A 26,233-nucleotide genomic window follows, 5' to 3' on the forward strand; every position below is an offset into this window, starting at 1 on the left:
TCCGTGACGAGTGTGAAATCAGTATTGTTCTGCCCAATCTCCAACCAAGGGGGTCAAAGAGATGGGGCAGCCGCATCCGCCACCTCCCGGGCGTCACCCATACGGTCCAGGCGGCCCGCGACAGCCCTCGCAGGGGTACCCTGCACCCCCTCCCGCGGCCCCCCGGCCCACCCCGCCGGGACCCGCCCGCCCGCCGTCGCCGCCGTACCCGGGCGCCCAAGGCGGCCCGGGACATCCGGCACCTCCTGGTGGCCCCGGCTTCCCGGCGCCTCGGGGTGGCTCCGGACAGAGAGGACACCAAGGCGCCGCCGGGCACCCGGGACACCCGGGACCGCCCGCACACCCGGGACCGCCCGCACACCCGGGACCGCCCGCACACCCGGGACCGCCCGGGCGTTCCGGTCCGCCCGGCCCGGCGCGGCATCAGCCGCACTTCCCTCCCGGTATGCGCCCGGCCCCCGCGGGGCCCTACGGGCCGCCCCGGCAGATGCCCGTCCACTGGCAGCCCCGGCGCAAGTCGAGCGCGGGGCCGATCATCGGGGGGATCCTCGGGCTGACGGCCGTCGGGTTCGTGGTGGTCGTGCTCGGGGCGTCGATCGGCGACCGGCCGGCCGCGACGGAGCCGGTCGTGAGCTCGTTACGCGAGGGGGACCGGCCGGTGCGCGACGCGCGGCGGGGCGAGCGGCAACCCGTACGGGAGCAGCGGGCGCCGCTCAACACGTCGCTGAAGGAGAACACGGTCTACTCGGCCGGCGCGCTGCCGCGCACCCGCTGTCCGGGCGGGCGGGCGAACGTGTTCGACCACGCGCAGATCAAGGCGCACGTCCTGAAGACGGCCAAGTGCATGGACCGGGCCTGGAAGACGACCCTGGAGAAGGTCGGCATCCCGTTCGAGCCGCCGAAGTGGGTCATCGCGTCGGGGAAGGGCCGGGGACCGTGCGGCGACTTCCCGCAGGCGAACAGCGCGGCCCCCTACTACTGCCCGCGCACCATGTCGGTCTACGCCTCGACCAAGGCCATGGCGAACGGGAACGGCGAGTCGGTCGGCTACGCGCGGATGTCGTCGTGGCACGGCTCCTACACGGCCATGATGGGCCACGAGTACGGCCACCACGTCCAGCAGCTCACCGGCCTGTCACAGGCCCGCTGGGAGCAGAACCTGGCCTCCGGGTCGGAGAGCCGGCGGCTGGCGCTGAGCCGGCGGCTCGAACTCCAGGCCAACTGTTTCGCGGGCATGTTCATGCGGTCCGTCGCGGGGAGCTACCCCGTCCCGGCAGCGCGCCGCGACGACCTGTTCGCCTTCTGGGGCAGCCTCGGCGACCACCCCGGATGGCCGCGTGACCACGGATCTCCGCCGAACAACGGCGTGTGGTTCCGGCAGGGATGGCAGAAGCAGCAGGCGTATCAGTGCAACACGTGGGTGATGCCGTCGAAGGCCGTCTCCTAGACAGAGCCTTCTTTCCGGATGTGTTCAGTGTTGTCCAGATTTGAGGGCTAGAATCCCTGGGCATCGCACGGGCAATAACGAGCAGAGGAGCGGTTGACCATGCGTCGTGGGGGAGCCGCGGGTGACGAGTCACGCCAGAGACGCACTCGAAAACGCCCCCCGAAGCCGTCCGAGGACTTCCCCGGCGCGGTAGCCGACGAAACCTACGAAGAACAACATATGCCTGCAGAGTCCTCCGGCCCGTCGGAACCCCCGCAGACCGGTTCCTTCGCCGCCATCCCGAAGACCGCCGGCCCCCAGCCTGACCCGGTCCCCAAGAACGCCGGCCCGCAGGCCTCGGTCCGGCCCGACACCATCGTCCACTCAGGCCACTCGGGCGCTCCGGCCGCCGCTCCCGGCGAGGGGCACGTGGGCGGCCCGCCCAACTCCGGGCCGCAGTTCATGCCTCCCCCCTCCGTGCAGGGCCCTCCGGGCGAGCAGCGGATCGCCGACGACGAGATCACCCGGCCGGGTCCGCCCCGCAAGCCCGCTCCCCTGCCGCCGCGCGGTCCCGCGAAGGGCGGCGGCCCCAAGGGCCGGGCGCCGCAGTTCGGCCGTCCGCTCACCACCGGCGGCGTCATCGCGTGGACCGCCCTGTCGGCGATCGTGCCGGGGGCCGCGCACCTGCGTGCCGGACGCCGGAAGATGGGCTACGTCTTCCTCGGCACGTTCGGCGTCGTCCTGGTGGCGGCCGTGGTGTTCGGCATCGGGATCCTGGGCAACCTCGGCTCGGCCGTCCGCGAGAGCACGCTGACGGCCGTCCTGATCGGGTCGGCCACGCTCGCGCTGGCGTGGTTCGCGCTGATCCTCATGTCGTACATCTCGCTGACGCCCGACCGGCTGCCCCAGCGGGGGCAGATCATCTCGGGGGTCGTGGTGGGCGCGTTGTGCGTGGGCGTCATGGCGCCGTTCGCGTACGCGGCGAACTTCGTGAACCAGACGCAGAGCCTCTTCGACAACTTCCCCAGCGACCACGACGGCACCAACCCGCAGGCCGTGCCCATCAAGGCCGAGGACCCGTGGAACGGCAAGAAACGGGTCAACTTCCTGCTCATCGGCGGCGACGCGGCCGGCAACCGGACCGGCGTGCGCACCGACTCGATGCAGGTGGCCAGCGTCAACGTGCAGACGGGGAACACGGTCCTGTTCGCGCTGCCGCGCAACCTCCAGCACGTGCACTTCAGCAGGAACAGCCCGCTCAACAAGCAGTTCCCGAGCGGCTTCCGCGCCGAACTGCCCAACGGCGGCCTGCTGAACGAGGTCTGGCAGTACGCCGAGGACTACCCCGACCTGGGCGTGCGCGGCCCCACCGCCCTGAAGGACGCCATCAGCACCACGCTCGGCCTCCACGTCGACTACTACGCCATGGTCGACATGTACGGCTTCGCCGCCCTCGTCGACGCCATCGGCGGCCTGGAGATCAACGTACAGACCGACATCAAGTACGGCGGCGTCTACGGCACCGCCGGCACCATCAAGGCCGGCAAGCGCGTCCTGAACGGCGAGCAGGTCCTCTGGTACGGCCGCTCCCGCGTCGGCAGCGACGACTTCTCCCGCATGGGCCGCCAGCGCTGCGTGATCGGCGCGCTGGCCCAGCAGGCCTCGCCCGACAAGGTCCTGCTCAACTTCAACAGGATCGTCGCGGCGGCCAAGCGGCTCTTCCGCACCGACATCCCCCGCCCGCTGCTGGAGCACCTGGTGAACCTCGGCGTCAAGGTGAAGGACGCCAAGATCACCAGCACCCAGTTCGTGCCGCCGCAGATCTGGCCCGGCAGCGCCGACTGGGACAAGATCAAGAGAATGGTCGCCACGGCCATCCGCAAGTCCAACGGCACCGCCGCCCCCGTCCAGGCGGGCGTGACGGCCTCCCCGAGCGGCGGCAGCCCGGTCGCCTCGGGCCCCAGCCCGACCCCGAAGGCGGCGAAGCCGACCCTCACCCCGACCCCGAACTCCCAGGCGACGGAGGACCAGTCGCTCGCGGAACTCTGCGGGTTCTAGCGTGACGCGGAAGGCCCCCCGGGGGATTCCCCCGGGGGGCCTTCGTTTTGCTACCAGGCGTCCTCACCGCGAGTGGAGAACTCGCGGGCACCCCTCCCGGATGAGAGAGTTCACTTCTCGATCGTGAACTGGTCCACGTCGAAGAGGGACCCGGATCCACCCGTGAAGCTCAGGAAGATCGCCCCGGAGGCCGAGCTCGTGAGGTTCGCCGACACGGTCTGGAAGGTGTCCCAGCCACCGGTGTTCGGGATGGTCAGCGTGCCGATCTGGGTTCCGGTCGCGGAGCCCGCGCGGACCTGGATCTGGCCGCCCGGGCCGCCCGACGAGTAGCGCACCGTGATGCGGGTGGCGCCGTTGGCGGTGACCTGGTTGTAACCGGCCCAGTCGCCGTTGTCGATGAAGCCGAGGGTCTGCCCGCCGACGGCGGGGCCGTGACTGGCGACCTGGACGCCCGACTGCGACGTGAACGCCTCGCCCTGGACCGTGGTCTGCGTCGGCGTGGTGCCGGTGGTCAGGGTGACGGTGTCGACGTCGAGCAGGGATCCGGAGCCGCCGCTGAAGGTGAGGAACAGCGGGCCGGAGGCGTTGCCGTTCAACGAGGTGGACACGGTCTGGAAGGTGTCCCAGCTCCCGGTGTTCGGCACGTTGACCGTGCCCAGCACCGTGCCGGTCTGGGAGCCCGCCCGGATCGTGATGGTGCCGCCGGGGCCGCCCGAGGAGACGCGGGCGGAGAAGCTGTTCTTCCCGGCGGTCGAGAATCCTGCGTAGCCCACCCAGTCGCCGTTGTCGATGTAACCGACGGTCGTGCCGCCGCTGGCGGCGGCGTGCCCGGCGGGCTGGACCCCGAAGTTGGAGGTGTACGACTCCGCCTCGATCGTGGCCGGCTGCTGCGGCGGGTTGCCGTTCAGCTCCTTGATGCGGATGTTGCGGAACGACACGTCGTCACCGGTGCCGTGGTTCTGGATGCCGATGTGGCCCTGGGCGAGCGACCGGTTGGCCACGGTGTTGGTGAAGTCGTTGATGAGGCGGCCGTTCAGGTAGACGCGCAGCCGCTCGCCCTCGACGAGGATCTCGTAGCCGTTCCACTCGCCCGGGGGGTTGAGCGCGGCGTCGCGGGCGGCGGTGTCGGCCGACTTGAAGCCGTACACGGAACCCGTCGTCTTGTCGGCGGTGTCCGTGGCGTCGATCTGGATCTCGTAGCCGTTGTCGATCGCCGAGTTCGGGTCGCTGGACGACGGGAACCCGACGAACACGCCGGAGTTGTCGTCGCCGTCCATCTTCCAGTCGAGCTTCAGCGAGTACGAGCCGTACTCCTTGGCCGAGTACCAGAGCATGCCCATGCCGCCGGTCGACTTCAGGGTCGCGTCGGAGTTGGTGAAGCTGCCCGGTCCGGCCTGCGACCAGCCGGTGGTGGAGCCGTTGTAGATCGGCGTGTAGCCGGTCTCGGCGCGGCAGTCCTGCTTGGCCCAGCCGGCCGCGTACCGGATGCCGCCGAGCAGCAGGGTGCGGAAGGCGGCCTCACCGTATGTTGCCTGCGTGTGACCGAGGCCGGTGTAGAAGCTGCGGCCGTTGCTGACGTTCTTGCACCAGGTGATGGGATGGTCGCCCATCCCGCCGCCCGAGTAACTCGATTCGTCGAGATTTTGCAGGATCTTCGCGCTGTTTCTCGGGTTCGTGCGGTACGAATACCACTCGTCAGACCGCGACCAGGTGCCGCCCAGGTGGGCGGTGGCCGCGTGGGCGCGGTCCTCGGTGCGGATCGTGGCCGTCTGGATGGCCGGGTGGCTCTGGAACCAGGCGCCGACCAGGTTGCCGTAGAACGGCCAGTCGTACTCGGTGTCGGCCGCCGCGTGCACGCCCACGTAGCCGCCGCCGCCGTTGACGTAGTTCTCGAAGGCGGTCTGCTGGGTGGCGTTCAGCACGTCGCCCGTGGTGCTGAGGAAGACCACGGCCTTGTAGTTGGCGAGGTTCCCGGCGGTGAACGCGCCGGCGTCCTCCGTCGCGGTGACCGTGAAGTTGCCGGCCGAGCCGATGGCCTGGATCGCCGCGATGCCCTGCGGGATCGAGTCGTGCCGGAAGCCCGCCGTCTTGGAGAAGACGAGCACCTGGTAGGCCGGGTCGGCGGCGTGTGCCGCCGTCGGCGCCAGCGTCGTCGCGGCGACGGCCGCCGCGGCGATCGCGCCGAGGAGTCTGCGCTTCATGTCCCGCCTCACTTCTCGATGGTGAAGTTGTCGACGTCGAAGAGGGCGCCCGAGCCGCCGGTGAACCGGAGGACGACCTGGCCGGTGGCCGAGCCGGCCGTCAGGTTCGCCGAGGCCGTGGCGAAGGTCTCCCAGCCGCCGGTGTTCGGGATGGCGAGGGTGCCGAGGAGCGTCCCGGTCGCCGATCCGGCCCGCACCTCGATGGTCCCGCCGGGACCGGCCGAGGAGTGGCGGACCGTGATGCGGGTGGCGCCGTTCACGGTGACCTGGTTGTAGGCGGCCCAGTCGCCGTTCTCGATGTGCCCGGCGGTCAGGCCGCCGGTCGCCGGGCTGTGGGTGGCGATCTGCACGCCCGAGGTGGAGGTGAAGGCCTCGCCCTCGACCGTCGTGGCCGGCGGCGGGGTGCTGCCGAGCGAGAAGGTGTCGATGTCGAACAGCGCGCCGGTCCCGCCGGTGAAGGTGAGGAACAGGGCGCCGGTGCCGGTGCCGGTCAGCGACGTGGACACGTTGGCGAAGGTGTCCCAGCTCCCGGTGTTGGCGACGTTGACCGTGCCGAGGACGGCGCCGGTCTGCGATCCGGAGCGGATGGTGATCGTGCCGCCCGGCCCGCCGGAGGACACCCGGGCGGTGAACGAGGTCTTGCCCGAGGTGCTCACGTTCGAGTAGCCGGCCCAGTCGCCGTTGTCGATGTAGCCGACCGTGAGGCCGCCGCTGGCGGTGGCGTGCGAGGCGGTCTGCACGCCGGACTGCGAGGTGAACGCCTCGCCCTCGATCGTCCCGGCGGGCGGGTTGGTGGTGCCGCCGTTGAAGGTGAACGCGTCGAGGTCGAACAGGTTGCCCTGGCCGGTGACGCCCTTGAAGACGAAGAACACCGTCGTCGTCGCGGCCGGCACGTTGCTCAGGTTGGCGGTGACGTTGGTGAAGGTGTCCCAGCTCCCGGTGTTGGCCACCGTGGCGGTGCCGAGCAGGGTGCCGGTCGCCGAGCCCGCGCGCACCTCCAGGGTGCCGCCGACGCCGCCGGAGGAGACCCGGGCCGTCAGCGAGGTCGCGCCGGTCAGGTTGTACGGGGTGAAGGAGATCCAGTCGTCGTTGTCGACGAACCCGACCGTGGTGCCGCCTTCGGCGGCGGCGTGCTGGGCGGTCTGGACGCCGTTCTGGGCGCCCCAGTGCTCGCCCTGGCGGTGCCGGGGCTGGAGGGTGCGGGTGACCGTGGTGGTCAGGCCGCCGTTGTCGGTGTACTCGGCCGTGAAGACGCCGTAGATGTTGGCGGCGGCGTCGTGCTCACCGTCGGTCGGCACGGTGATGGTGCCGGAGCAGCCGTCCTTGGAGGTGATCTGGTGGGAGTGGCTGTCGTGGCCGAGGAAGTAGGTGAACTTCACCCGGGCGCAGTTGATCGTGCCGTCCTGCGGATCGCTGACGGAGATCGTGTACGGGATCGTGTCGCCGAAGTCGAACAACGCGCCGCTCAGCGGGGTCTGCAGGTTGACCGTGGGGGCGGTGTTGCCGACGGTGATCGTCACGTTCGCCGAACCGGTCAGGCCGCCGGAGTCGCGGACCGTCAGGGTCACGTTGTAGGTGCCGTTGGCCGTGTAGGTCTTCGACGGGTTGGCGGCCGTGGAGGTGGTGCCGTCGCCGAAGTTCCACGAGTAGGTCAGCGCCGAGCCCTCGGGGTCGGCGGAGCCGGCCGAGGAGAAGGTCACCGCGAGCGGGGCCACGCCGGAGGTCGGGGTGCCCGCGGCCTTGGCGATCGGGTTGCGGTTCGCGCCGCCGATGTACTCGATGCGGTAGAGGGCCTGGTTGCCCGAGCCGGTGCCGTAGTCGAGCACGTAGAGCGCGCCGTCGGGGCCGAAGGCCATGTCCATGACCTGGGTGCCGGTCCACGGGAAGCCGCTGATCTCGCCGACGCCGCCCGAGGAGGTCACCTCGATGGCCTTGATCCAGCGGCGGCCGTACTCGCCGGCGAAGAAGCGGCCGTCGAGCGACTGCGGGAACTTGACCGGGGAGGTGTTGTTCGGGTCGTACCGGTAGACGGGGCCGCCCATCGGGGACTCGGAACCGCCGCCGAACTCCGGCGGGCTGCCCGCGTCGCCGCCGTAGCGGATCCAGGCCGGCTTGGCCGGGGGCAGGGTCTGCAGGCCGGTGTTGCGGAAGGAGTTGTTCGTCGGGCCGCCCGTGCAGTTGTACTTGGCCAGCGACGGGCCGCTCGGGAACGTGAACTCGTTGTAGGTCTCGGCCGTGGTGTTGGCGCCCGTGCAGTAGGGCCAGCCGTAGTTGCCCGCCGAGGTGATGCGGTTGAACTCGACCTGGCCGTTCGGGCCGCGGTTGGCGTCGCTGGAACCGGCGTCGGGGCCGTAGTCGCCCAGGTAGACGATGCCGGTGGCCTTGTCGACGCTCATCCGGAACGGGTTGCGCAGGCCCATCGCGTAGATCTCGGGACGGGTGCCGGCCGTGCCCGGCGCGAACAGGTTGCCCGAGGGGATCGTGTAGGTCCCGTTGGCCTGCGGCTTGATGCGGAGCACCTTGCCGCGCAGGTCGTTGGTGTTGCCGGCGGAGCGCTGCGCGTCGAACTGCGGGTTGCGGTTGGTGCGCTCGTCGATCGGGGTGTAGCTGTTCGACTCGAACGGGTTGGTGTCGTCACCCGTGGTCAGGTAGAGGTTGCCCTGGGCGTCGAAGTCGATGTCACCGCCGGCGTGGCAACACTGGCCGCGGTCGTTGTCGACCCGGAGCACGATCACTTCGCTGGCCATGTCGATGGTGTTGCTCGTGGTGAGCGTGAAGCGGGACAGGTAGAACTGCCCCTTCCAGGTGTTCCAGTCGGTCTGGGTGCCCGTCGTCGGGGCGTCCCCGCTGGGGGTGCTCAGCCGGGGCGAGTAGTAGAGCCAGATGTGCCGGTTGGTGGCGAAGCCGGGGTCGACCGCCACACCCTGGAGGCCCTCCTCGTCGTGCGTGTACACGTTGAGCGTGCCCGCGAGGGAGGTGTTGCCGTTGACGTCCGTGATCCGGACCTGGCCGCCGCGCGCGGTGTGCAGCACGGAGCGGTTCGGCAGGACGGCCAGGGACATCGCCTCACCGAGCTCGCCAGGTCCGGTGGCAAGCGCGATCTGCTGATAGTCCGAGGCCGGGATGTCGGCCGCGTGGGCACTGGGGGGCGCCACGACGACGCCCATCGTCACCAGGAGCGTGGTCAGGGCGGCTAACGCCCGTAACCGGTGAGGTCGAGACATGTGGGGGGTGATCCTTTCCTGACCTGGGGATTCAGTCAGGCAAGGCGCGCGCCGCCGCGCTTGTGCCCGGGTTACAGCGTGTAAAGCGGGGTCATGCTGACGCAAATCACGACGGTGCCACGTCATCGACGTGCGTCATTCCGTCTAACTTTTGCGTGACAGCAGGCGGAATTTACCGATTTCTAACACACCTGTCATCCCCGTGTACAGACCCGAGGCCCTGGGGAACGGGCCAGAGTTCCGTGTTACGAAACTGTAATGCAAGGCGAAGCGGTTCGACACTTGTGGCACATGCGTCAGGGACATTTAATTCGGCAAGGCATGCAAATTAATTCGAGACGAACGGCCGCAAGCAGACCGACGGGAAGCGAGACGTGCGACTAACCTCAGGGCCCGCGCTGGGCAGGAACGGCTCGATGGGCGTGCCCGTCGATCAGACGATGATCCGCCGGTCCAACCTGTCGCTCGTCCTCCGTCACCTCCAGGAGCACGGCCCCCGCTCGCGTTCGGCGGTCGCCGCCGAGACCGGGCTGAACAAGGCGACCGTCACGAGCCTCGTCGGCGAGTTACGAGCACGTGGCCTGATCCGCGAGATCGGCCCGCAGCACGCCGGCTCCGTCGGCCGCCCCGGCCTCGCCCTGGCCCTCGACGGCGCGGGCGTCGGCGCCCTCGGCCTTGAGATCAACGTCGACTACATCGCCGCCTTCGCCACCGACCTGTCGGGCCGCGTCCTGGTCGACCGCCGCGTCGGGTTCGACGCCATGGGCTGCGAGCCCGAGGCCTCGCTCGACGAACTGGCCCGGGTGGCCCGCGACGCGATCGCCGAGCTCCACATGCTCGGCGTCCGGGTCGCCGGGATAACGGTCGCCGTGCCCGGCCTCATAGACGGCACCAACGGCGTCGTCCACGTCGCCCCGAACCTCGGCTGGTACGGCGTCCCCGTCGCCGAGCGCCTCTGGGAGGTCGCCCCCGGCGTCCCGGTCACCGTCGCCAACGACGCCAACCTGGCGGCGCTGGCCGAGTTCACCAACGGCGTGGCCGCCGGATCGACCGACATGGTCTACCTGACCGGTGAGGTCGGCGTCGGCGGCGGCATCATCGCCGGCGGACGCCTCCTCGGCGGCGCCGACGGCTTCGCCGGTGAAGTGGGCCACGTCATGGTCGACTCCTCCGGCGAGCGCTGCGGCTGCGGCCGCATCGGCTGCTGGGAGACCAAGGTCGGCCTGGCCGCGCTGGTCCGCATGGTCACCCCCGACCACGCCTACGGGGCACGCGACGGCATCGTCCGCGACCCCGAGGAACGCCTGAGCGAGATCGAACGCCGCCTGGCGGCGGGCGATCCCCAGGTCGACCACGCCCTGGCGGAGGTCGGCCGCTGGCTGGGCCGCGGCTCCGCCACCCTCGTCCGGCTCTTCAACCCCCGGGTCATCGTCGTCGGCGGCTTCTTCGCGCGGCTGGAAGGGCACATCCTCCCGCGCGCCCAGGCGGAACTCGCCCGCCTGGGGGTCACCGGCTCCGTCGCCCGCTGCACCTTCGTCGCCTCCGACCTGGGCTTCGGCGCCGCCTCGCGCGGCGCGGCCGGGGTCGTGGTCGACCGCGTCCTGGCCAACCCGACCACTGTGGAGATCCCGCCCACCACTCTGAGCACCCTGGCCTGACGCGACCCAGACTCCCGTCCGCCTGGCTTTCCGGTTCTTCGTGGCGCCGACCTCGCCGACCTCGGCGCCACGGGGATGTGCCACCCGGAGGCCAGGCGGACGGGCTTTTCACATCTGGACTTCTGGCACGATGTGATGGTGTTTCCCCCGATCACCCGCCATCTGACCCCACACCGCGTCGGCGTCTGGTCACTGGCCTGGGTGTCGGCGGTGACCTACGCGGTGCTGGGCCTGGTGAGGTTCGGGACATTCCGGGCCACCATTTTCGACCTCGTGATCGTCGACCAGGCGGTGCGCGGCTACGCCACCCTCGGGCCGCCCTACGCCCCCTCGGTCGGCGTGCAGAAGGGCTACGGGCTCGACTTCCTCCAGCTCGCCGACCACTTCTCCCCGATCTACGCGCTGCTCGCACCTTTCTACGCGATCCACGACGGCCCCCGCACGCTGATCATCTGCCAGGCCGCCCTGTTCGCCGCCGCCATCCCGTTCCTGTGGTCGTACGCCCGCCGGCGGCTCGGGGTCGTCGCCGCCTACCTCGTGTCCGTGGCGTACGCGGTGTCGTTCCCGGTGGCGCAGGCGGTCAACTTCGACGTCCACGAGGTCATGTTCGTCCCGGTGCTGAGCGCGATCATGATCGAGCGCTTCGACCGGGGCCGGCGGCTGCCCGCCTATCTGGCGGCGTTCGGGCTGCTGCTGGTCAAAGAGGACATGGGGCTGATGCTGATCGGCTTCGGCGCGGCGCTGGCGCTGACCCGGCGGCGGCTCGACGGCGCGATCGTCGCCGCCATGGGCCTGGGCGCGCTGGCGCTGATCAGGGGTGTGCTGATCCCGTGGGCGGGCGGCTCCAACGACAACCACTGGCGCTACACCCACCTCGGCGACTCGCTCCCGGCGGCGGTGGTGAAGCTGGTCAGCGACCCCCTCAACACCCTTCATCTGGTGTTCGGCGACGCCGGCAAGATCGACACGCTGGTGCTGCTCTGCTGGCTGACGCTGTTCCTGTGCCTGTTCTCCCCGCTGGTCCTGGCGGCGGCGCCGATGGTGCTGGAGCGGCTGGTCTCCGAGAACAGCCTGTGGTGGTCGACCGAATACCACTACAACGCCTTCGTCGTCGCGATCCTCTTCTGCGCCGGCGTCGACGGCGCGAGCCGGCTGCTGAAACGCGTGGAGGCGAAGCAGACCGCGGTGATCGCCTGGGCGGTCGCGGTGGCGGTCGCCGGGCTGACCCAGGTCCCCCGCTTCGCCCTCGACCAGCTCGCCGACCCTGATTTCTACCGGCCGCACGACCGCACGGCGGCGGCCTACCAGGCGATGGCCGTGATCCCCGACGGCGTGGTGGTCGAGGCGCCCAACCACGTCGGCCCGATGCTGACCCACCGGACGACCGTGCTGGTCTGGGAGCCGACCCCGCGCGACGCGCCGTGGGTGCTGGCCGACCTCGGGCAGTGGGCGTGGCCGTGGGGGTCGGTCGACGACGCGAGGAAGTCGGTGGAGGAGCGCCGGGCGATGGGCTACCTGGTGGTCTTCGAGCGCGACGGCTTCGTCGTGCTGCACAAGCCGGGAGGTTAGAACGTCGTACCGGCCCGGGGGTATCGGCGGGTACGGAGGCAATTGGCGGGAGTTGGCCCGGTGGACCGGGTGGCGGGCGTGCGCCAGATTGGTGGGCGTCGTATCCCCGTGACCGGATGGATCTCCGCATGCGCGTGCTCGTCCAGCTCCGCCCCGCCCCCGACGTGGTCGCCGCGGTCGCCGACCCGGCGGTGACCGCCACCGCGGCCGACGTCGTCAACGGGCTGCCGGGCGTGCTGCTCGACCCCACGTTCACCCCCGTCGCGGTGCCCCGGCCGCTGCCCGCCCGCACGGGCGGCGACCCGCTGTCGCTGAACCAGCCGCTGATCTTCTCGATGGCGCCCCGCGACGCCTCCGTGCTGGTCCGGGGCGAGATCGCCGACGACGAGCTGTCGACCCGCCTGGCCCTGCTGCCGGGCCGGGCCGGCGTGGTCGGCGTCTACGCCGACCCGGTCATCCAGACCTCCCTCACCTGCGGCGGCGACGGCCCCGTCGGCGACTGGCGCGACGTGCGGCGGCTGCTCGCCGTCGACAGGCTCCACGCCGAGGGGTACGACGGCTCCGGGGTCGCCCTGGCCGTCACCGACACCGGGGTGAACGAGCGCCATGTGGCGGCCGCCCTGGGCAGCGGCTTCGTCCTCGACCGCGAGCGGAGCTGGTCGCCCGACGGCGTCGTGGGGCGGCCCGGCGAGTTCGACGTCGACCACGGCACGATGTGCGCCTTCGACGCCCTCCTCGCCGCCCCGAAGGCGTCGGTGATCGACATCCCGGTGCTGCTCTCGCGCCGCCCCGGCGGATCGGCGCTCGACGGCCTGCTGTCCGACGCCATGGCCGCCTTCGCCCACCTGCGCACCGTCCTCGACGCCCAGCCCGCCGAGTCGCGGGCCCTCGTGGTCACCAATAGCTGGGGCTCCTTCTCCCCCGACTGGGACTTCCCGCCCGGCCACCCCGGCAACTACTCCGACAACCCCGCCCACCCGTTCAACCTGATCGTCGGCTCGCTGGCCGCCGCCGGGGCCGACATCCTGTTCGCGGCCGGGAACTGCGGGCGGGAGTGCCCCGACGGCCGCTGCGCCTACCCCGACCGGCCGATCACCGGGGCCAACTCCCACCCGGCGGTGTTGTCGGTGGCCGGTGTCGACGTGACCGGCGAACGGGTCGGCTACTCCTCCCAGGGCCCCGGCCGCCTGGCCGACCGCAAGCCCGACCTGGCGGCCTACACCCATTTCGCCGGCTCGGGGGCGTTCGGGCCGGGCGAGCCCGACTCGGGCACCAGCGCGGCCTGCCCGGTCGCGGCCGGGGTCGTGGCGGCGATCCGGTCGCGGGTGCCGTCCACGATCCTCTCGCCGTCCGATTTGCGGACTTTGCTGATGAGAAGTGCCGATGATCGTGGTGTGCTGGGGTATGACTACGACTACGGATACGGAGTCGTGAACGTGCCCGGCATCGTCGAGGCCCTGCGGGCGAGGGCAGGCGAGACGCGGACGGCCGAAGGCCGGCCGTGGCTCGCGGTGTGAACCCCGCCCCAACAAACCGGAGTTGTTGCGTGATGGTTCTGATCACGGTACGGCTGCCGCGCGGCGCCACCCTGGACATGGCGCTGCGCGAACTGCGGCTGAAGAAGGAAGAAGTCGACGTCGCCTACGGCGTCGTGGCGATCGACCCCGACCACGGCCTCTACGGCCTGCGGGTCAGCGCCATGGCCGCCCACCGGCTGACCGCGACCCCGGAGGCGATGGACGGCCCGTGGGCCGACCCGAAGATCGAGCCGATGGGGCCGCCCAGGAAGGACCGATGACCTGCTGGATCGTGGCGGGCCCACCGGGAAGCGGCAAGACCACGTTGTCCGCGCTTCTGCTGGCCCGCCTCGACCCGGCGCCCGCCCTGCTCGACAAGGACACCATGTACGGCGGCATGGTCAGCGCGATCCTGGCCGCCGCCGGGCGAGACGAGGGCGAGCGCGAGGGTCCCTGGTACGACGAGCACATCAAGAGGTACGAGTACGCGGGCATGACCGCCACCGCCCGGGAGATCCGGCGCCATGGCGCTCCCGTCCTGCTGAGCGGCCCCTTCACGGGCCAGGTCCACTCGAAGTCCCGCTGGGACGAATGGGCCGAGGAACTCGGGGGCGGCGACATCCGGTTGTTCTGGGTCCGGTCCGACGCGGCGACCCTGCGTGAGCGCATCGTCGCCCGGGGCCTGGAGCGCGACCGCGGCAAGCTGGCCGCCTTCACGGCCTACCTGAAGGCGATCAAGGTCGACGAGCCGCCCGTCGTGGACCACATGGAGATCGACAACCGCCCGGGGGCCGAACCGATGGAACGGCAGCTGGCGCGGCTGGGAATCGCGTGAACCGTCGCCCGCCCGGAGGGCCACCTGGAGGAGGCGGCGAGGTGGACCCTCTGCGGCGGGACGATCGTCTACTTCCTCACGTCGGGAATCATCGCGGCCGCCTCGAAGGCCGGGATCGGCCGGCCGCTCGGGTGGACGCCGCCCGCCGTCGCCGGACGGCAGGGCGCCTTCCCCGGGTTCACGGGGCCCCCGCGGGCTCGCGGAGCGACCTGACCTCTTCTCTGAGCTCGGCCAGTTCGGCCAGGATGCGCTCGCTGACCTCGACCTCCTCCTCGTCCATGGCGCTCACCACGACCGCGATGAAGAGGTTGACCACCACGAACGTGCAGATGAGGACGAAGCAGACGAAGAAGATCCAGGCCGACGGGTAGACCGTCATGACCTGGCGGGTGATGTCGGACCAGCCGTCGCCGGTCATGATCTGGAACAGGGTGAACAGCGACGTCTGCAGGTTCCCGAAGTAGTCGGGGGCGACGTGGCCGTACATGCGGGTGCCCATCACCGCGGCGACGTACAGGACCAGACCGAGCAGGGCCGCGATCGAGGCGACGCCGGGAACGGCGGTGAGCAGCGCGGACACCACCCGGCGCAGGCTCGGCACCGCCGAGACGAGCCGGAGCGCCCGCAGCACCCGCAGCGAGCGCAGGACGGTCAGGCCGCCGGCGGCCGGCATGAGCGAGACCACGACGACGATGGAGTCGAAGACGTTCCACGGGTCGCGGAGGAACCGGCCGCGCTGGACGTAGAGCCGCGCGGCCAGTTCCACGGCGAAGATGGCCAGGGAGACCCGGTCGATCATGTGGAGGAGGTCGCCGTAGCGGGCCGTCGCGTCGGCGGAGGTCTCCACGCCGAGGGCGGCTGAGTTGATCAGGATGATGGCGATGATCGCCTGCTGGAACCGCTTGGACTCGATGATGTGCCGGACACGCTCGCGCACCGTTTTTGCCCCCGGGGGAAGCGAACAGGAACAGCAGGCGAGCGTAATCGGGGTCGAACGAATGCCCGGGGACCCCGGGAAATACGGCGATCCCCGGCCAAAGACTACCGAGAGTAGTGTTCCACCACGAGCTGCTCGTCGACCGGGATGGCGATCTGCTCGCGGACCGGCTTCTGCAGCAGGGTGACCGTGAGCTCCTTCAGGTCCACCGACAGGAAGCCCGCCGGCCGCTCGTCGGCGTAGATCCCCTCGGCCGCCGCGACGAACGGCTGCGTCTGGCGCGACTTCGGGCGTACGCCGATGACCTGGCCGGGCCTGACGAGGTAGCTCGGGATGTCGACCTTGCGGCCGTCGACGGTGATGTGGCCGTGGTTGACGTACTGACGGGCGGCGTAGATCGAGGGCGCCAGGCCGGAGCGGACCACGACCGAGGCGAGCCGGGTCTCCAGGATGGCCAGCAGTTCCTCGCCCGAGCGGCCGGGGCGGCGGACGGCCAGGTCCCAGTAGCGGCGGAGCTGGCGCTCGGACACGTCGTAGTACCAGCGCAGCTTCTGCTTCTCCAGCAGCCGCATGCCGTAGTCGCCGACGTTGCGGCGGTTGGTCTTCCGGCCGTGCTCCCCGGGCGGGTAGGGCCGCGCCTCGAAGTACTTCACGGCCTTGCGGGTCAGCGGGACGCCCGCCCGCCGCGACAACCGCACCTTCGGACCCGTGTAGCGCACGTGGACTCCTCTGTGGTTAGGTAACCCTTATTAAGGCAAGCCTTACCTTAACAGACCCATTGGAGGCTCGGATGACCCAGCCCGTCTCGGCTCCCCCGATCACGGAACGCGTCCGCACGCTGGCCGCGACGGCAGCCCCGACGCACGTCGCGGTGGCCGGCTCCGAGCTGACGGCGCTCCCCGCCCGCGGCGGCGTCGACGCCCAGGGCCGCCCGGTCCTGCTGGTCAAACCCGACGAGGTCCTGTACGGCTGCCGCGACGACCTGGCCGTCACCGTCGACCTGGTCGCCACCCGCAGCATGGGCGAGACCGAACGCGCCCGGGGCATGCTGAAGATCCGCGGCTGGGCCGCCACGGTCCCCGGCCACGAGGCCCGCCGGACGGCCGTCGCCATCGCCGAACGCTGCCCCGACGAGGACCTGTTCGCCGTCATCGAGAACACCGGCCGGGCCCCCCGCCTGCTGCGCGTGGACGTGGCCGACGTCGTCTACCTGACCGGCACCGAGAGCGGCATCCTGGACTCCGACGACTACCTGGACGCCGAACCCGACCCGTTCCTCGACCTGGCCGAGCGCATGCTGCACCACGTCAACTCGGCCCACCGCGCCCAGCTCGTGACCGCCGTGGAACACCTGCTGGGCGAGCCCGCGCCGGACGCGTGGTTGTGGGAGCTCGACCGCTACGGGGCGACGGTCAGAGCGGGCTGCGACCGGCTGGTCCGGATGCCGTGGCCGTCACCGGCCCAGACCCCGGAGGCGCTGGAACACGCCTTGGCCTGCCTGGTCTGCGCCCACTGACGTCATCCCTTGACGAGGTCCTTCGAGACCGTGCTCGCCGGGGGCGCCTTGACGGAGACCTTCTTGCCCCAGGCGGAGTACGTGGTGACGGTGTGGAGGGTCACCTTGTCCCAGTCGTGGCTGTAGAACAGGTATCCCCCGTTGAAGTCCGTCACAAGGCGTTTGGGCAGCAGCCGGGCGTCGAGCGTGAGGGTGAAGCGGATGTTCGCCCCGGCGAGGAACACGCTGCGGCCGGCGGACAGGCGGAACCAGGGCGAGACGGCGTGCAGGTCGGACATGTCGATCGATCCGGTGTACACGCGACCCGACCGCTCGGCGCGGCCGAGCAGCGCCTTGAGGGTCGCCGGTTCACCGGGATTGACGAGCTGGCCGAAGATCGTGGCGCTCCCACTGGGAGTGCCGTTCCTCTTCTCGACGAACCACGTCTTCCCTGCGGGCACCTCGAAACCGAGCCCCTTGGTGTAGGTCGTCGTCCCGATCATGATCGCCCGGCCGGGTGTCAGGAGCTCGGGATTCCGTTCGGGCACCCGCCCGAAGAACTCGACGCCGATGTCGGACGCGGCGACCTGTCCCGCGCGCCCGAATTGAAGCCGGCCCTCGCGCACGACGAACTTCTCGGTAGCCGTGTCCACGATCGAGGTGGTGTCGACGAACGACACACCCCGCCCTGGGGTCACCCGCTTTTTCAGGACGGCGACGGGATCGGGGGCGGCCTCGACGGGGGTCGCGGGTAAGACGACGAGTGCCACGAGGGCAGTGGCGATCAGACGTTTCATGGTCCGGATTTTGACCCACGCCGATCAAGAAACGGCCACAGGGAGTCGGGTGGCCGGCCAGGCGGAGCCGTAACGGAAGAAAGATCTTCGAGCGGAGCGAGGCCTTCCAGGGGGCGCGACGGGAGGAGCCCTTCGCCGGGACGCGAAGCGGCCGGGGGGGAGCGTGAGGGGGCGCAGCCCCCTGACAGCGGCGGGTTCGGGGCCCCGAGGTCAGAGCGCGTCTGGATCCAGGATGCGGTCGATCACCAGCAGGGCGCAGCCGGTGATGCCGGCCCCCGGGCCCAGCCGGCTGCGTTCGATCTTGAGGCTGCGGGTGGCGAGCTGGGTGGAGCGCTGGTAGACGACCTCGCGCACCCCCGAGACCAGCGGCATGAACATCTCGGCCACGTCGCCGCCGAGCACGACCACCGACGGGTTGAGCAGGTTGACCGCGCTGGCGATGACCTCGCCGAGCCAGCGGCCGGCCTGGCGGACGACCGCCATCGTCTCGGCGTCGCCCTGGCGGACCAGCGCGGTCACGTCGGCGAGGGTCTCGACGTCGCGGCCTCGGTCGCGGAGGGTGCGGAGGATGGCGGTGCCGCTGGCGACCGAGTCGACGCAGTCGAGGTTGCCGCAGCGGCACAGGACGCCGCCGCCGTCGCGGACCGGGATGTGGCCGATCTCGCCCGCGGCGCCGAGCGCGCCGCGCATGATGTTCCCGCTGGAGACGACGCCGGCTCCTATGCGGGTGGAGACCTTCACGAACAGCAGGTCGTCCTGGTCGGGGTAGACGCCGCGGTGCTCGCCCATCGCGATCACGTTGACGTCGTTGTCGACCAGGACGGGGACCGGGAACCGCTCGGCGATGCGGGGCGGGATCTCGACGCCGGTCCACGAGGCCATCACGCGCGCCGATTCGGTGCGGCCCCGGGCGTATTCGACCGTGGCGGGCACACCCAGGCCGACCCCGACGAGGGGGCCGCGTCCTTCGAGGAGTTTCTCCCAGGTGTCCATCACCAGGCCGAGGACGGCGTCGGGGCCCTCCTCGACGTCGATCACCAGGTCTGTGCGTTCGATCACATCGCCGGCCAGGTCGCACAGGGCGATCTGGGTGCGGCTGGCGCCCAGTGAGGCCACCGCCACGACGCCGCCCGCGGCGTTGAACCGCAGCCGGACGGGAGGCCGCCCGCCGGTCGACGGGCCTTCGGCGTCTTCCACGACGAGGCCGCGTTGCAGCAGCTCATTGACCCGGTGGGTGACCGCGGGGCGCGAGAGGGCGGTGACGCGGCCGATCTCGGCGCGGGTCGTGGCCTCTCCGCCGCGGATGAGCTGGAGCACCTCACCGGTGGTGGCAATCCGTGACATACGTGACATCGCCTTGAGCATAGTGGTTGACCGAAGTTCACCGACTTATTCATTGTAGGTGACAAAAGTCAGCTTGATGAATACCTAAGGTTCGGGCTAATGTCCCCCTTGTCCGCATTGAGGAGGGGACGTCATGACACATCCGGCCGTGGCCGAGGTCACCCAACGCATCGTCGAACGCAGCCGGGAGTCCCGCACCGCCTATCTGTCCCGTGTGGACGCCGACGCGGCCGAACTGCGTCGACGGGGGCCCGCACGGGGCCACCTGGGGTGCGCCAACCTGGCCCACGGGTTCGCCGCCGCCGGTGCCGACAAGCCGCTGGTGCGGGCCGCCACCCGGCCGGGCGTGGCGATCGTGACGTCCTACAACGACATGTTGTCGGCGCACCAGCCGTACGAGAGTTACCCGCCGGAGCTCAAGAAGGCGGTCCGGGCGGCCGGAGGTGTCGCGCAGGTCGCGGGCGGGGTGCCGGCCATGTGCGACGGGGTCACCCAGGGCCGGGCGGGCATGGAGTTGTCGCTCTACAGCCGCGACGTGATCGCCATGTCGACGGCCATCGCGCTCTCGCACGACATGTTCGACGCCTCCCTGCTGCTCGGGGTCTGCGACAAGATCGTGCCGGGGCTGTTCATCGGGGCGCTGCGGTTCGGCCACCTGCCGGCGATGTTCGTCCCGGCCGGGCCGATGACCTCGGGGTTGCCGAACAAGGTGAAGGCGCGGGCCCGGCAGGCGTTCGCCGAGGGCAAGATCGGCCGCGCGGAGATGCTCGACGCCGAGGCCGAGAGCTACCACTCCCCCGGCACCTGCACCTTCTACGGCACCGCCAACTCCAACCAGCTCCTGATGGAGGTCATGGGCCTGCACCTGCCGGGCGCGACCTTCGTCAACCCGCGCACCGAGTTGCGGCAGGCGCTCACGGCCGCCGCCGCCCGCCGGGTGGTGGAGCTGACCGCGCACGGCGACGAGTACACCCCGATCGGCCACGTCGTCGACGAGAAGGCGATCGTGAACGCCGTCGTGGCGCTGCTGGCCTCGGGCGGCTCGACCAACCACACCATGCACCTGGTCGCCATGGCGAACGCCGCCGGGATCACGCTGACCTGGGACGACATGGCGGCGCTGTCGAAGGTCGTGCCGCTGCTGACCCGGATGTACCCCAACGGGCAGGCCGACGTGAACCACTTCCACGCCGCGGGCGGAATGCAGGTGTTCATCGGCACGCTGCTGGACGCCGGGCTGCTGCACGACGACGTGCTGACCGTGGCCGGGCGGGGGCTGGACCTCTACCGGTCGGCGCCGGAGCTGAAGGAGGGCGAGCTCGTCTGGACCGAGCGCGCCGAGGGCAGCGCCGACCTGTCGGTGCTGCGCCCGGCCGATGAACCTTTCTCGCCCGACGGCGGCATCCACATGGTCGGCGGCAACCTGGGCCGGGCGGTCTCGAAGGTGTCGGCGGTCAAGCCCGAGCACCTGGTGATCGAGGCGCCGGCGAAGGTCTTCGACGACCAGCTCGACCTGCTGCGCGCCTTCGAGGCCGGTGACCTCGACGGACAGGACTTCGTCGCGGTGGTCCGCTACCAGGGGCCGAGCGCCAACGGCATGCCGGAGCTGCACAAGCTGACCCCGCCGCTGGCCGTGCTGCTGGACCGGGGACAGAAGGTCGCAATCGTTACAGACGGCCGGATGTCGGGCGCGTCGGGCAAGGTCCCGGCCGCGATCCACCTGTCGCCGGAGGCGGCCAAGGGCGGCGCGATCGCCCTGATCAGGGACGGCGACCCGATCAGGCTCGACTCGACCGCCGGAACCCTGGACGTGCTGGCCGACCTGAGCGGCCGCACCCCCGACGGCGCCCCGAAACCTGACGACAAATGGGCGGGAACCGGACGCGAGCTTTTTGCCGCCTTCCGTCGTACGGTTGGACCCGCGGAACGCGGTGCCAGCATCTTCGGAGGGTTCTAAGTGAGCTACCCCTGGCTCGTCGCCGACATCGGCGGCACCAATGCACGTTTTGGGATCGTCTCCGGGCCGGGTGCGGTGCCGGAGGCGGTGGCCGTCCTCAACGTGGCGGAACACCCGACGTTGCCCGGCGCGATAGCCGCCTATCTGGCCGACCACGCCGACGGCGCGCGGCCCGGGGCCGCGTGCGTGGCGATCGCCGGGCCGGTCAAGGGTGACCACTACACACTGACCAACGGCTCGTGGTCCGGGTCGGTGGCGGGCCTGGGCATCCCGCAGTCACACGTGCTGAACGACTTCGAGGCGCTGGCGATCTCGCTGCCCCACCTGGCGGGCGACGACCTGGTGCCGCTGGGCGGCCCGGCGCCGGTGGCCGGGATGGTGAAGGCGGTGCTCGGGCCCGGCACGGGGCTGGGCGTGGCCGGGCTGGTGCCGGCCGGCGACGGCTGGGTGCCGGTGCCGGGCGAGGGCGGGCACGTGTCCGTCCCGGCGGTGACCGACCTGGAGTTCGAGATCGTCAAGGCCCTCCGGACCGACGGCCTGCCCTACGTCGACGCCGAGCACCTGCTCTCGGGCTCGGGCCTGCCCCGGCTGCACCGGGGCCTGGCGCTCGTACGCGGCATCAAGACCACCCGCAAGAGCGCCTCGGAGATCGTGGCGGGCGACGACGACCTGTGCCGCGAGACCGTCGAGGTCTTCCTCGCCCTGCTGGGCGGGTTCGCCGGCAACGTCGCGCTCACGCTGGGCGCGCGCGGCGGCGTCTACCTCGGCGGCGGGGTGCTGCCCCGGATCGTCGACCGCGTCCGCGACAGCGACTTCCGGTCCCGGTTCGAGCTGACCGGCCCGGCGTTGTCCGACTATCTGACCGCCATCGCCACCTCGCTGATCGTCGCCGAGCAGCCCGCTCTGACGGGTGCGGCCGCCTGGCTCCAGCAGCGGGCCACTACTGTGGAGTTCGTATGAGCACCCTCCTCGACCTCGCCCCCGTGGTCCCCGTCGTCGTGGTCGACGACGTCGACACCGCCGTGCCGATGGCCCGCGCCCTCGTGGCGGGCGGGCTGCCGGTCATCGAGGTCACCCTGCGGACCGAGGCCGGGCTGGAGTCGATCCGCCGGATCGCCGCCGAGGTCGAGGGCGCGGTCGTGGGCGCCGGCACGGTCCGCCGCCCCGCCGACGTCGAGGCCGCCGTCGAGGCCGGGTCGAGGTTCCTGGTCTCCCCCGGCTCCCCCGCCGCCCTCGTCGACGCGATGGCCGCGTCGGGGCTGCCGTTCCTGCCGGGCGTGGCGACCGCGACCGAGGTCATGGCGCTGTTCGAGCGCGGCCTGCGCGAGATGAAGTTCTTCCCGGCCGAGCAGGCCGGCGGCGTGAACTACCTGAAGGCCCTGGGCGGCCCGCTGCCCGAGGTGCGGTTCTGCCCGACCGGCGGCATCCGCCTGGCGACCGCCCCCGCCTACCTCGCGCTGCCCAACGTCGGCTGCGTCGGCGGCACCTGGCTCACGCCCGCCGACGCGCTGGCCACCGGAGACTACGCCGCCATCGAGAAACTCGCCGCGGAGGCCGCCACGCTCCGTTGACAGCCTCGTCAGCCAGGCCATCCTCCCTCGGTCGAAGCTGGCGGCCATGCCCGCGTCCGCGACCCGGAAACACGGCCATGGGTACCGGGGCCCGTGACACCCAACCAGGACGTCACGGGCCCTTTCCATGTCTGCTGCCGGTCGAGCGGCGGACCACCAGCTCGGGCTGGAACATCAGCTCCAGGTTCTTCGACGGGGCGCCGTCGACGATCTCCAGCAGGGTCTCCACGGCCGCCGAGGCCATCGCGCCGATGGGCTTGCGCACGGTCGTCAGCGGCGGGTCGGTGAACGGGATCAGCGGGGAGTCGTCGAAGCCGACCACCGACACGTGGCCCGGCACGTTCAGCCCCCGCTGGCGGGCGGCCCTGATCGCGCCGAGGGCCATCAGGTCGCTGGCGCAGAAGACGGCGGTGCAGCCCCGGTCGAACAGGGCGCCGGCCGCCGCCTGGCCCCCCTCGACGGTGGCCAGGCTGTGCTCGATCAGGTCGTCGGCGTCGGCGGCCCGGGGCAGGTGGGTCATGGCCTGCCGGAAGCCCTCGATCTTGCGCAGCGCCGGGACGAACCGGCGCTGGCCGAGCGCGAGGCCGATGCGCTCGTGGCCGAGGTCGACCAGGTGGCGGACGGCCAGCCGGGTGGCGAGGCGGTCGTCCGGGGAGATGAAGGGCGCCTGGATCGCCTCGTTGTAGCCGTCGACGAGGACGATCGGCAGTCCCCGGTCGGTCATCCGCGTGTAGCGGTCCATGCGGGCGGTGGCGTCGGCGTGCAGGCCGGAGATGAAGACGATGCCGCTGACGCCCCGGTCGATGAGCATCTCGGTGAACTCGTCCTCGGGGGCGCCGCCGGACAGTTGCGTGCACAGGACCGGGGTGTATCCGTGCTGGCCCAGGGCCTTCTCGACGGCCTGGGCGAAGGCCGGGAAGACGGGGTTGTCCAGCTCGGGGGTGACGAGTCCGATGAGGCCGTTGCTGCGCTGGCGTAATCGGAGCGGGCGTTCGTACCCCATGAAGTCGAGGGCGGTGAGGACGGCCTGCCGGGTCGACGGGGAGACCCCCGCCTTCCCGTTGAGCACACGGCTCACGGTCGCCTCACTGACCCCCGCCTGCACCGCGATGTCGGCGAGCCGGGCGTTGTTCATGCGCGTATCCTCACCGCCGGGCGGCGTTCGGGCCAGGAACGCTACTTCCCCTCGTCGTCGCATCGCGGAAAGTAGGCCGCTCACCTTTGATCCGCCCCTGTCAGGGCCGGAAGTCAAATGAACCTTTCATGTCGGTGTTTCAGCAAATGTCAGCCGATGACGGGAGACGACGCGAAAACCAGCAGGAAGTTCCGCAAGACGGACGAGGCCTCAACCGCTGATCAGGGGGTTTCGGGCCTCCCAGAACCCGGAGGCACCCCTGCTCGATTGGGTCACCTCTCGCCCCGGCAACACCCCCGTAACCCCAAGGCCTCCCGTTTTTCACGACATGTATGGACATGGACCGTGCCCACGCGATGTACTACCTCATCAATCACCCAGATGGCGGGCTCCGGGCACTGCGCGCCCGGAAGGGAACGAGAACCTATGAGCCAGGTCGTCCTCGACAACGTCACCAAGGTCTACCCAGGCGGATTCCTGGCTGTGGACCGGATGAACCTGCGCGCCGAGGACGGCGAACTGCTGGTGTTACTCGGCCCGTCGGGTTGCGGGAAGTCGACCTTGCTCCGCATGATCGCCGGCCTTGAGGACATCACCGACGGCGACCTCTGGCTGGGCGGGAAGATAGCCAACCACCTGGCCCCCCGCGACCGTGACGTGGCGATGGTGTTCCAGAACGGCGCCCTCTATCCGCACCGGACCGTGCGGGGGAACCTGTCCTTCCCCCTGGAGATCGCCAAGGCCGATCCGCAGATGGTGCGCGACCGCGTCGTCGAGTTGTCGAAGGCGCTGCACATCGACGAGACCCTCGACCGCCGGCCTGGAACGCTCTCCGGCGGCCAGCGCCAGCGGGTGGCGATGGGCCGTGCCATAGTGCGTCAGCCGTCGCTCTTCCTGATGGACGAGCCCCTCTCGAACCTCGACGCGGGCATGCGCACCGAGCTCCGCATGGAGATCTCCAGTCTCGTACGGGCCCTCGGCGTCACCACCATCTATGTGACGCACGACCAGATCGAGGCCCTCACGCTGGCCGACCGGATCGCGATCATGAACCGGGGCGTGCTCCAGGACATCGGCACCCCGGCACAGGTCTACAACGACCCGGCGACCGCGTTCACCGCGGCGTTCCTCAGCTCGCAGCAGCTCAACCTGCTGGCGGCCACGGTGCGTACGCCGCAGAACCAGTTCATAATGCTGGACTTCGGCACACACCAGATCACGATGCCGTGGACCGATCCACGTGCTTACGCGGTGTCACAACACACCGGCAGCCAGATCATCGTGGGCATCCGCCCCGACGCGCTCGCGCCGATGCCCGAGGGCATGGACGGCCCGGTGTTCATGGGCCGGGTGCGCACGCTCGAATATCACGGCCACGAGTGGCTGGCCTACGTCGAGTGCGGCATCCCGGCAGTGGCCGTGCCCGAGCCGCCCGACCCGAGGTTCCGCGCCGCGAACGGCGGCGGCGCCAACGGCTCGAAGACGCGGTCGATGATGCGGCGGTTGTTCAACTCCGACATCGACGCCGACGACACCCCGTCGGGGCCGCAGTCGGGGCCGAACGGGCTCGGGTCGCACCGCCGGGCCGACCTGATCGTCCGGCTGGGCGCCCGGCCGTCGTGGCGCGCGGGCGAGCACGCCCGGGTGGCCGTGGACGTGTCGCGGCTGATGTTGTTCACCCACACCGGCGCCCGCATCGACCCGCCCCGCCGATAGGACCCCCGCTAACGGCTCGCGCCCGCGTGGGCGAGCACCGAGACCACGCCGACGAGCCGGGTCACCTTGTCCTGTTCGGCCCGGTGGAAGGCCGGGCCCTGGCGGCGGGCCACGATCAGGCACAGGTCGCCGATCGGCACGCTCAGGAGGTTGAGCGCGCCCTCGGAGAACGCCGTCGCGCGGGGCGCGGTGAACCGCTCGGCCTGGAGGCTCTCCGGGGCCTGCCAGCTTCCGTGCACGACCTCTCCCGACCCGGCGTCGACGGCCACCGCCCATTCGGCGCTGACCAGGTCGGACACCGCGTCGACCAGGGTGAGCACGGCCCGCGCCGGTTCGGCGGCGACGTGGCCGAGCAGGTCGTAGTCGGGATTGGCGCCCGGCGCCTCCCGCGTGGGCCAGGCCGCCTCGACCTTGACCCCGGGCACGACGCCGATGCGGTCGCGCAGCTCGTCGGGGCTGAAGACGGCCGACCACGACACCGTGAAGTCGTCGATCGCCCGGCCCGCCTCGCGTTCGAGCACGGTCACCTGGAGGATGTCGGCCCCCATCACCCCGAAGGCCCTGGCCACCTGGCCGAGCACTCCCGGCCGATCGGGCAGCGACACCCGCAGACGCAGCAGCATGACCAGCCTCCTCTCTTCCCCCGCCGACCACCACACTGGCTTACGCACGTTTCGGTCATGTTCCGGAAGGATGTCCAGCATAAGGCGGCGTCCGATTCCCGCCCGGGGCTTGGCCGACCTTTGGTGTTGTCGGGGCGGCGCGATGAGATCACGGTGAGTAGCCTCAAGGG

General features: G+C 70.8%; 20 protein-coding genes. 12 read left to right on the forward strand and 8 right to left on the reverse strand.

Annotated features, from left to right (window positions below; genetic code table 11):
* The first annotated feature begins 445 nt into the window (after positions 1-445).
* Together AW273_RS14480 and AW273_RS14485 are read left to right on the forward strand one after the other, a co-directional pair.
* A complete protein-coding gene (locus AW273_RS14480; protein WP_062348827.1) occupies positions 446-1,447 on the forward strand; it encodes a neutral zinc metallopeptidase in 1,002 nt (333 codons plus the stop codon).
* Positions 1,448-1,666: 219 nt separating this feature from the next.
* Positions 1,667-3,484 (forward strand): LCP family protein, encoded by a 1,818-nt coding sequence (locus tag AW273_RS14485; RefSeq protein ID WP_232327411.1) that lies wholly within the window; start codon positions 1,667-1,669, stop codon positions 3,482-3,484.
* 110 nt (positions 3,485-3,594) lie between these two features.
* Here the strand turns inward: AW273_RS14485 and AW273_RS36230 are convergent, their stop codons facing one another.
* Together AW273_RS36230 and AW273_RS14495 are read right to left on the reverse strand one after the other, a co-directional pair.
* A complete protein-coding gene (locus AW273_RS36230; RefSeq protein ID WP_083949766.1) occupies positions 3,595-5,685 on the reverse strand; it encodes a ThuA domain-containing protein in 2,091 nt (696 codons plus the stop codon).
* Positions 5,686-5,693: 8 nt separating this feature from the next.
* Positions 5,694-8,909, reverse strand: a complete 3,216-nt coding sequence (locus tag AW273_RS14495) for a carbohydrate-binding protein (protein WP_062348829.1) — start codon at positions 8,907-8,909, stop codon at positions 5,694-5,696.
* A 374-nt stretch (positions 8,910-9,283) separates the two neighbouring features.
* Between AW273_RS14495 and AW273_RS14500 the strand changes: the two genes are divergently transcribed.
* The 5 genes from AW273_RS14500 to AW273_RS14520 all read left to right on the forward strand — a co-directional run bounded on the left by AW273_RS14500 (position 9,284) and on the right by AW273_RS14520 (position 14,488).
* The gene (locus AW273_RS14500) at positions 9,284-10,567 is read left to right on the forward strand and encodes an ROK family transcriptional regulator (protein WP_198168144.1); all 1,284 of its coding nucleotides are present in this window, start codon (positions 9,284-9,286) and stop codon (positions 10,565-10,567) included.
* Positions 10,568-10,702: 135 nt separating this feature from the next.
* Positions 10,703-12,136, forward strand: a complete 1,434-nt coding sequence (locus tag AW273_RS14505) for a DUF2079 domain-containing protein (RefSeq protein ID WP_062348830.1) — start codon at positions 10,703-10,705, stop codon at positions 12,134-12,136.
* A gap of 128 nt (positions 12,137-12,264) precedes the next feature.
* Positions 12,265-13,653, forward strand: a complete 1,389-nt coding sequence (locus AW273_RS14510; RefSeq protein WP_062348831.1) for a S8 family serine peptidase — start codon at positions 12,265-12,267, stop codon at positions 13,651-13,653.
* Between the two features lie 29 nt (positions 13,654-13,682).
* Positions 13,683-13,934 (forward strand): hypothetical protein, encoded by a 252-nt coding sequence (locus AW273_RS14515; protein ID WP_439648629.1) that lies wholly within the window; start codon positions 13,683-13,685, stop codon positions 13,932-13,934.
* Positions 13,931-14,488: a P-loop nucleotide/nucleoside kinase family protein gene (locus tag AW273_RS14520; RefSeq protein WP_062348833.1), complete on the forward strand. Its 558-nt coding sequence runs from the start codon at positions 13,931-13,933 to the stop codon at positions 14,486-14,488. Before AW273_RS14515 ends, AW273_RS14520 begins: the two co-directional genes overlap by 4 nt.
* A gap of 178 nt (positions 14,489-14,666) precedes the next feature.
* On the opposite strand, the gene AW273_RS14525 is transcribed toward AW273_RS14520, so the two are convergent.
* Both AW273_RS14525 and rpsD read right to left on the reverse strand, forming a co-directional pair.
* Positions 14,667-15,425: an ion transporter gene (locus tag AW273_RS14525; RefSeq protein WP_083949767.1), complete on the reverse strand. Its 759-nt coding sequence runs from the start codon at positions 15,423-15,425 to the stop codon at positions 14,667-14,669.
* Between the two features lie 104 nt (positions 15,426-15,529).
* A complete protein-coding gene (gene rpsD / locus AW273_RS14530; RefSeq protein WP_062348835.1) occupies positions 15,530-16,144 on the reverse strand; it encodes a 30S ribosomal protein S4 in 615 nt (204 codons plus the stop codon).
* 71 nt (positions 16,145-16,215) lie between these two features.
* Between rpsD and AW273_RS14535 the strand changes: the two genes are divergently transcribed.
* Complete coding sequence (locus AW273_RS14535) at positions 16,216-16,941, forward strand: DUF2470 domain-containing protein (protein WP_062348836.1); 726 nt, start codon at positions 16,216-16,218, stop codon at positions 16,939-16,941.
* A gap of 2 nt (positions 16,942-16,943) precedes the next feature.
* Here the strand turns inward: AW273_RS14535 and AW273_RS14540 are convergent, their stop codons facing one another.
* Positions 16,944-17,717: a hypothetical protein gene (locus AW273_RS14540; RefSeq protein ID WP_062348837.1), complete on the reverse strand. Its 774-nt coding sequence runs from the start codon at positions 17,715-17,717 to the stop codon at positions 16,944-16,946.
* 210 nt (positions 17,718-17,927) lie between these two features.
* Positions 17,928-19,061 carry an ROK family transcriptional regulator gene (locus AW273_RS14545; protein WP_157555811.1) on the reverse strand — a complete coding sequence of 378 codons (1,134 nt, stop codon included), beginning with the start codon at positions 19,059-19,061 and terminating at the stop codon, positions 17,928-17,930.
* Between the two features lie 133 nt (positions 19,062-19,194).
* Between AW273_RS14545 and edd the strand changes: the two genes are divergently transcribed.
* Genes edd through eda form a run of 3 tightly spaced genes read left to right on the forward strand, consistent with a single transcriptional unit; the run spans position 19,195 to position 22,589 of the window.
* Positions 19,195-21,018 carry a phosphogluconate dehydratase gene (edd, locus tag AW273_RS14550; RefSeq protein WP_062348839.1) on the forward strand — a complete coding sequence of 608 codons (1,824 nt, stop codon included), beginning with the start codon at positions 19,195-19,197 and terminating at the stop codon, positions 21,016-21,018.
* Positions 21,019-21,978 (forward strand): glucokinase, encoded by a 960-nt coding sequence (locus AW273_RS14555; RefSeq protein WP_062348840.1) that lies wholly within the window; start codon positions 21,019-21,021, stop codon positions 21,976-21,978.
* Positions 21,975-22,589: a bifunctional 4-hydroxy-2-oxoglutarate aldolase/2-dehydro-3-deoxy-phosphogluconate aldolase gene (eda, locus tag AW273_RS14560; RefSeq protein WP_062348841.1), complete on the forward strand. Its 615-nt coding sequence runs from the start codon at positions 21,975-21,977 to the stop codon at positions 22,587-22,589. The genes AW273_RS14555 and eda overlap by 4 nt, the downstream gene beginning before the upstream one ends.
* Before the next feature lie 112 nt (positions 22,590-22,701).
* On the opposite strand, the gene AW273_RS14565 is transcribed toward eda, so the two are convergent.
* On the reverse strand, positions 22,702-23,724 hold the full coding sequence (locus AW273_RS14565; RefSeq protein ID WP_062348842.1) for a LacI family DNA-binding transcriptional regulator: 1,023 nt from the start codon (positions 23,722-23,724) through the stop codon (positions 22,702-22,704).
* 426 nt (positions 23,725-24,150) lie between these two features.
* Here AW273_RS14565 and AW273_RS14570 point away from each other — a divergent pair, with 426 nt between their 5' ends.
* The gene (locus tag AW273_RS14570; RefSeq protein WP_062348843.1) at positions 24,151-25,440 is read left to right on the forward strand and encodes an ABC transporter ATP-binding protein; all 1,290 of its coding nucleotides are present in this window, start codon (positions 24,151-24,153) and stop codon (positions 25,438-25,440) included.
* A gap of 8 nt (positions 25,441-25,448) precedes the next feature.
* Here AW273_RS14570 and AW273_RS14575 read toward each other — a convergent pair whose 3' ends face one another.
* Positions 25,449-26,063 carry an ACT domain-containing protein gene (locus AW273_RS14575; RefSeq protein WP_062348844.1) on the reverse strand — a complete coding sequence of 205 codons (615 nt, stop codon included), beginning with the start codon at positions 26,061-26,063 and terminating at the stop codon, positions 25,449-25,451.
* Between the last annotated feature and the right edge of the window lie 170 nt (positions 26,064-26,233).

This window comes from Herbidospora yilanensis, assembly GCF_001570565.1.
GTDB classification, from domain to species: domain Bacteria; phylum Actinomycetota; class Actinomycetes; order Streptosporangiales; family Streptosporangiaceae; genus Herbidospora; species Herbidospora yilanensis.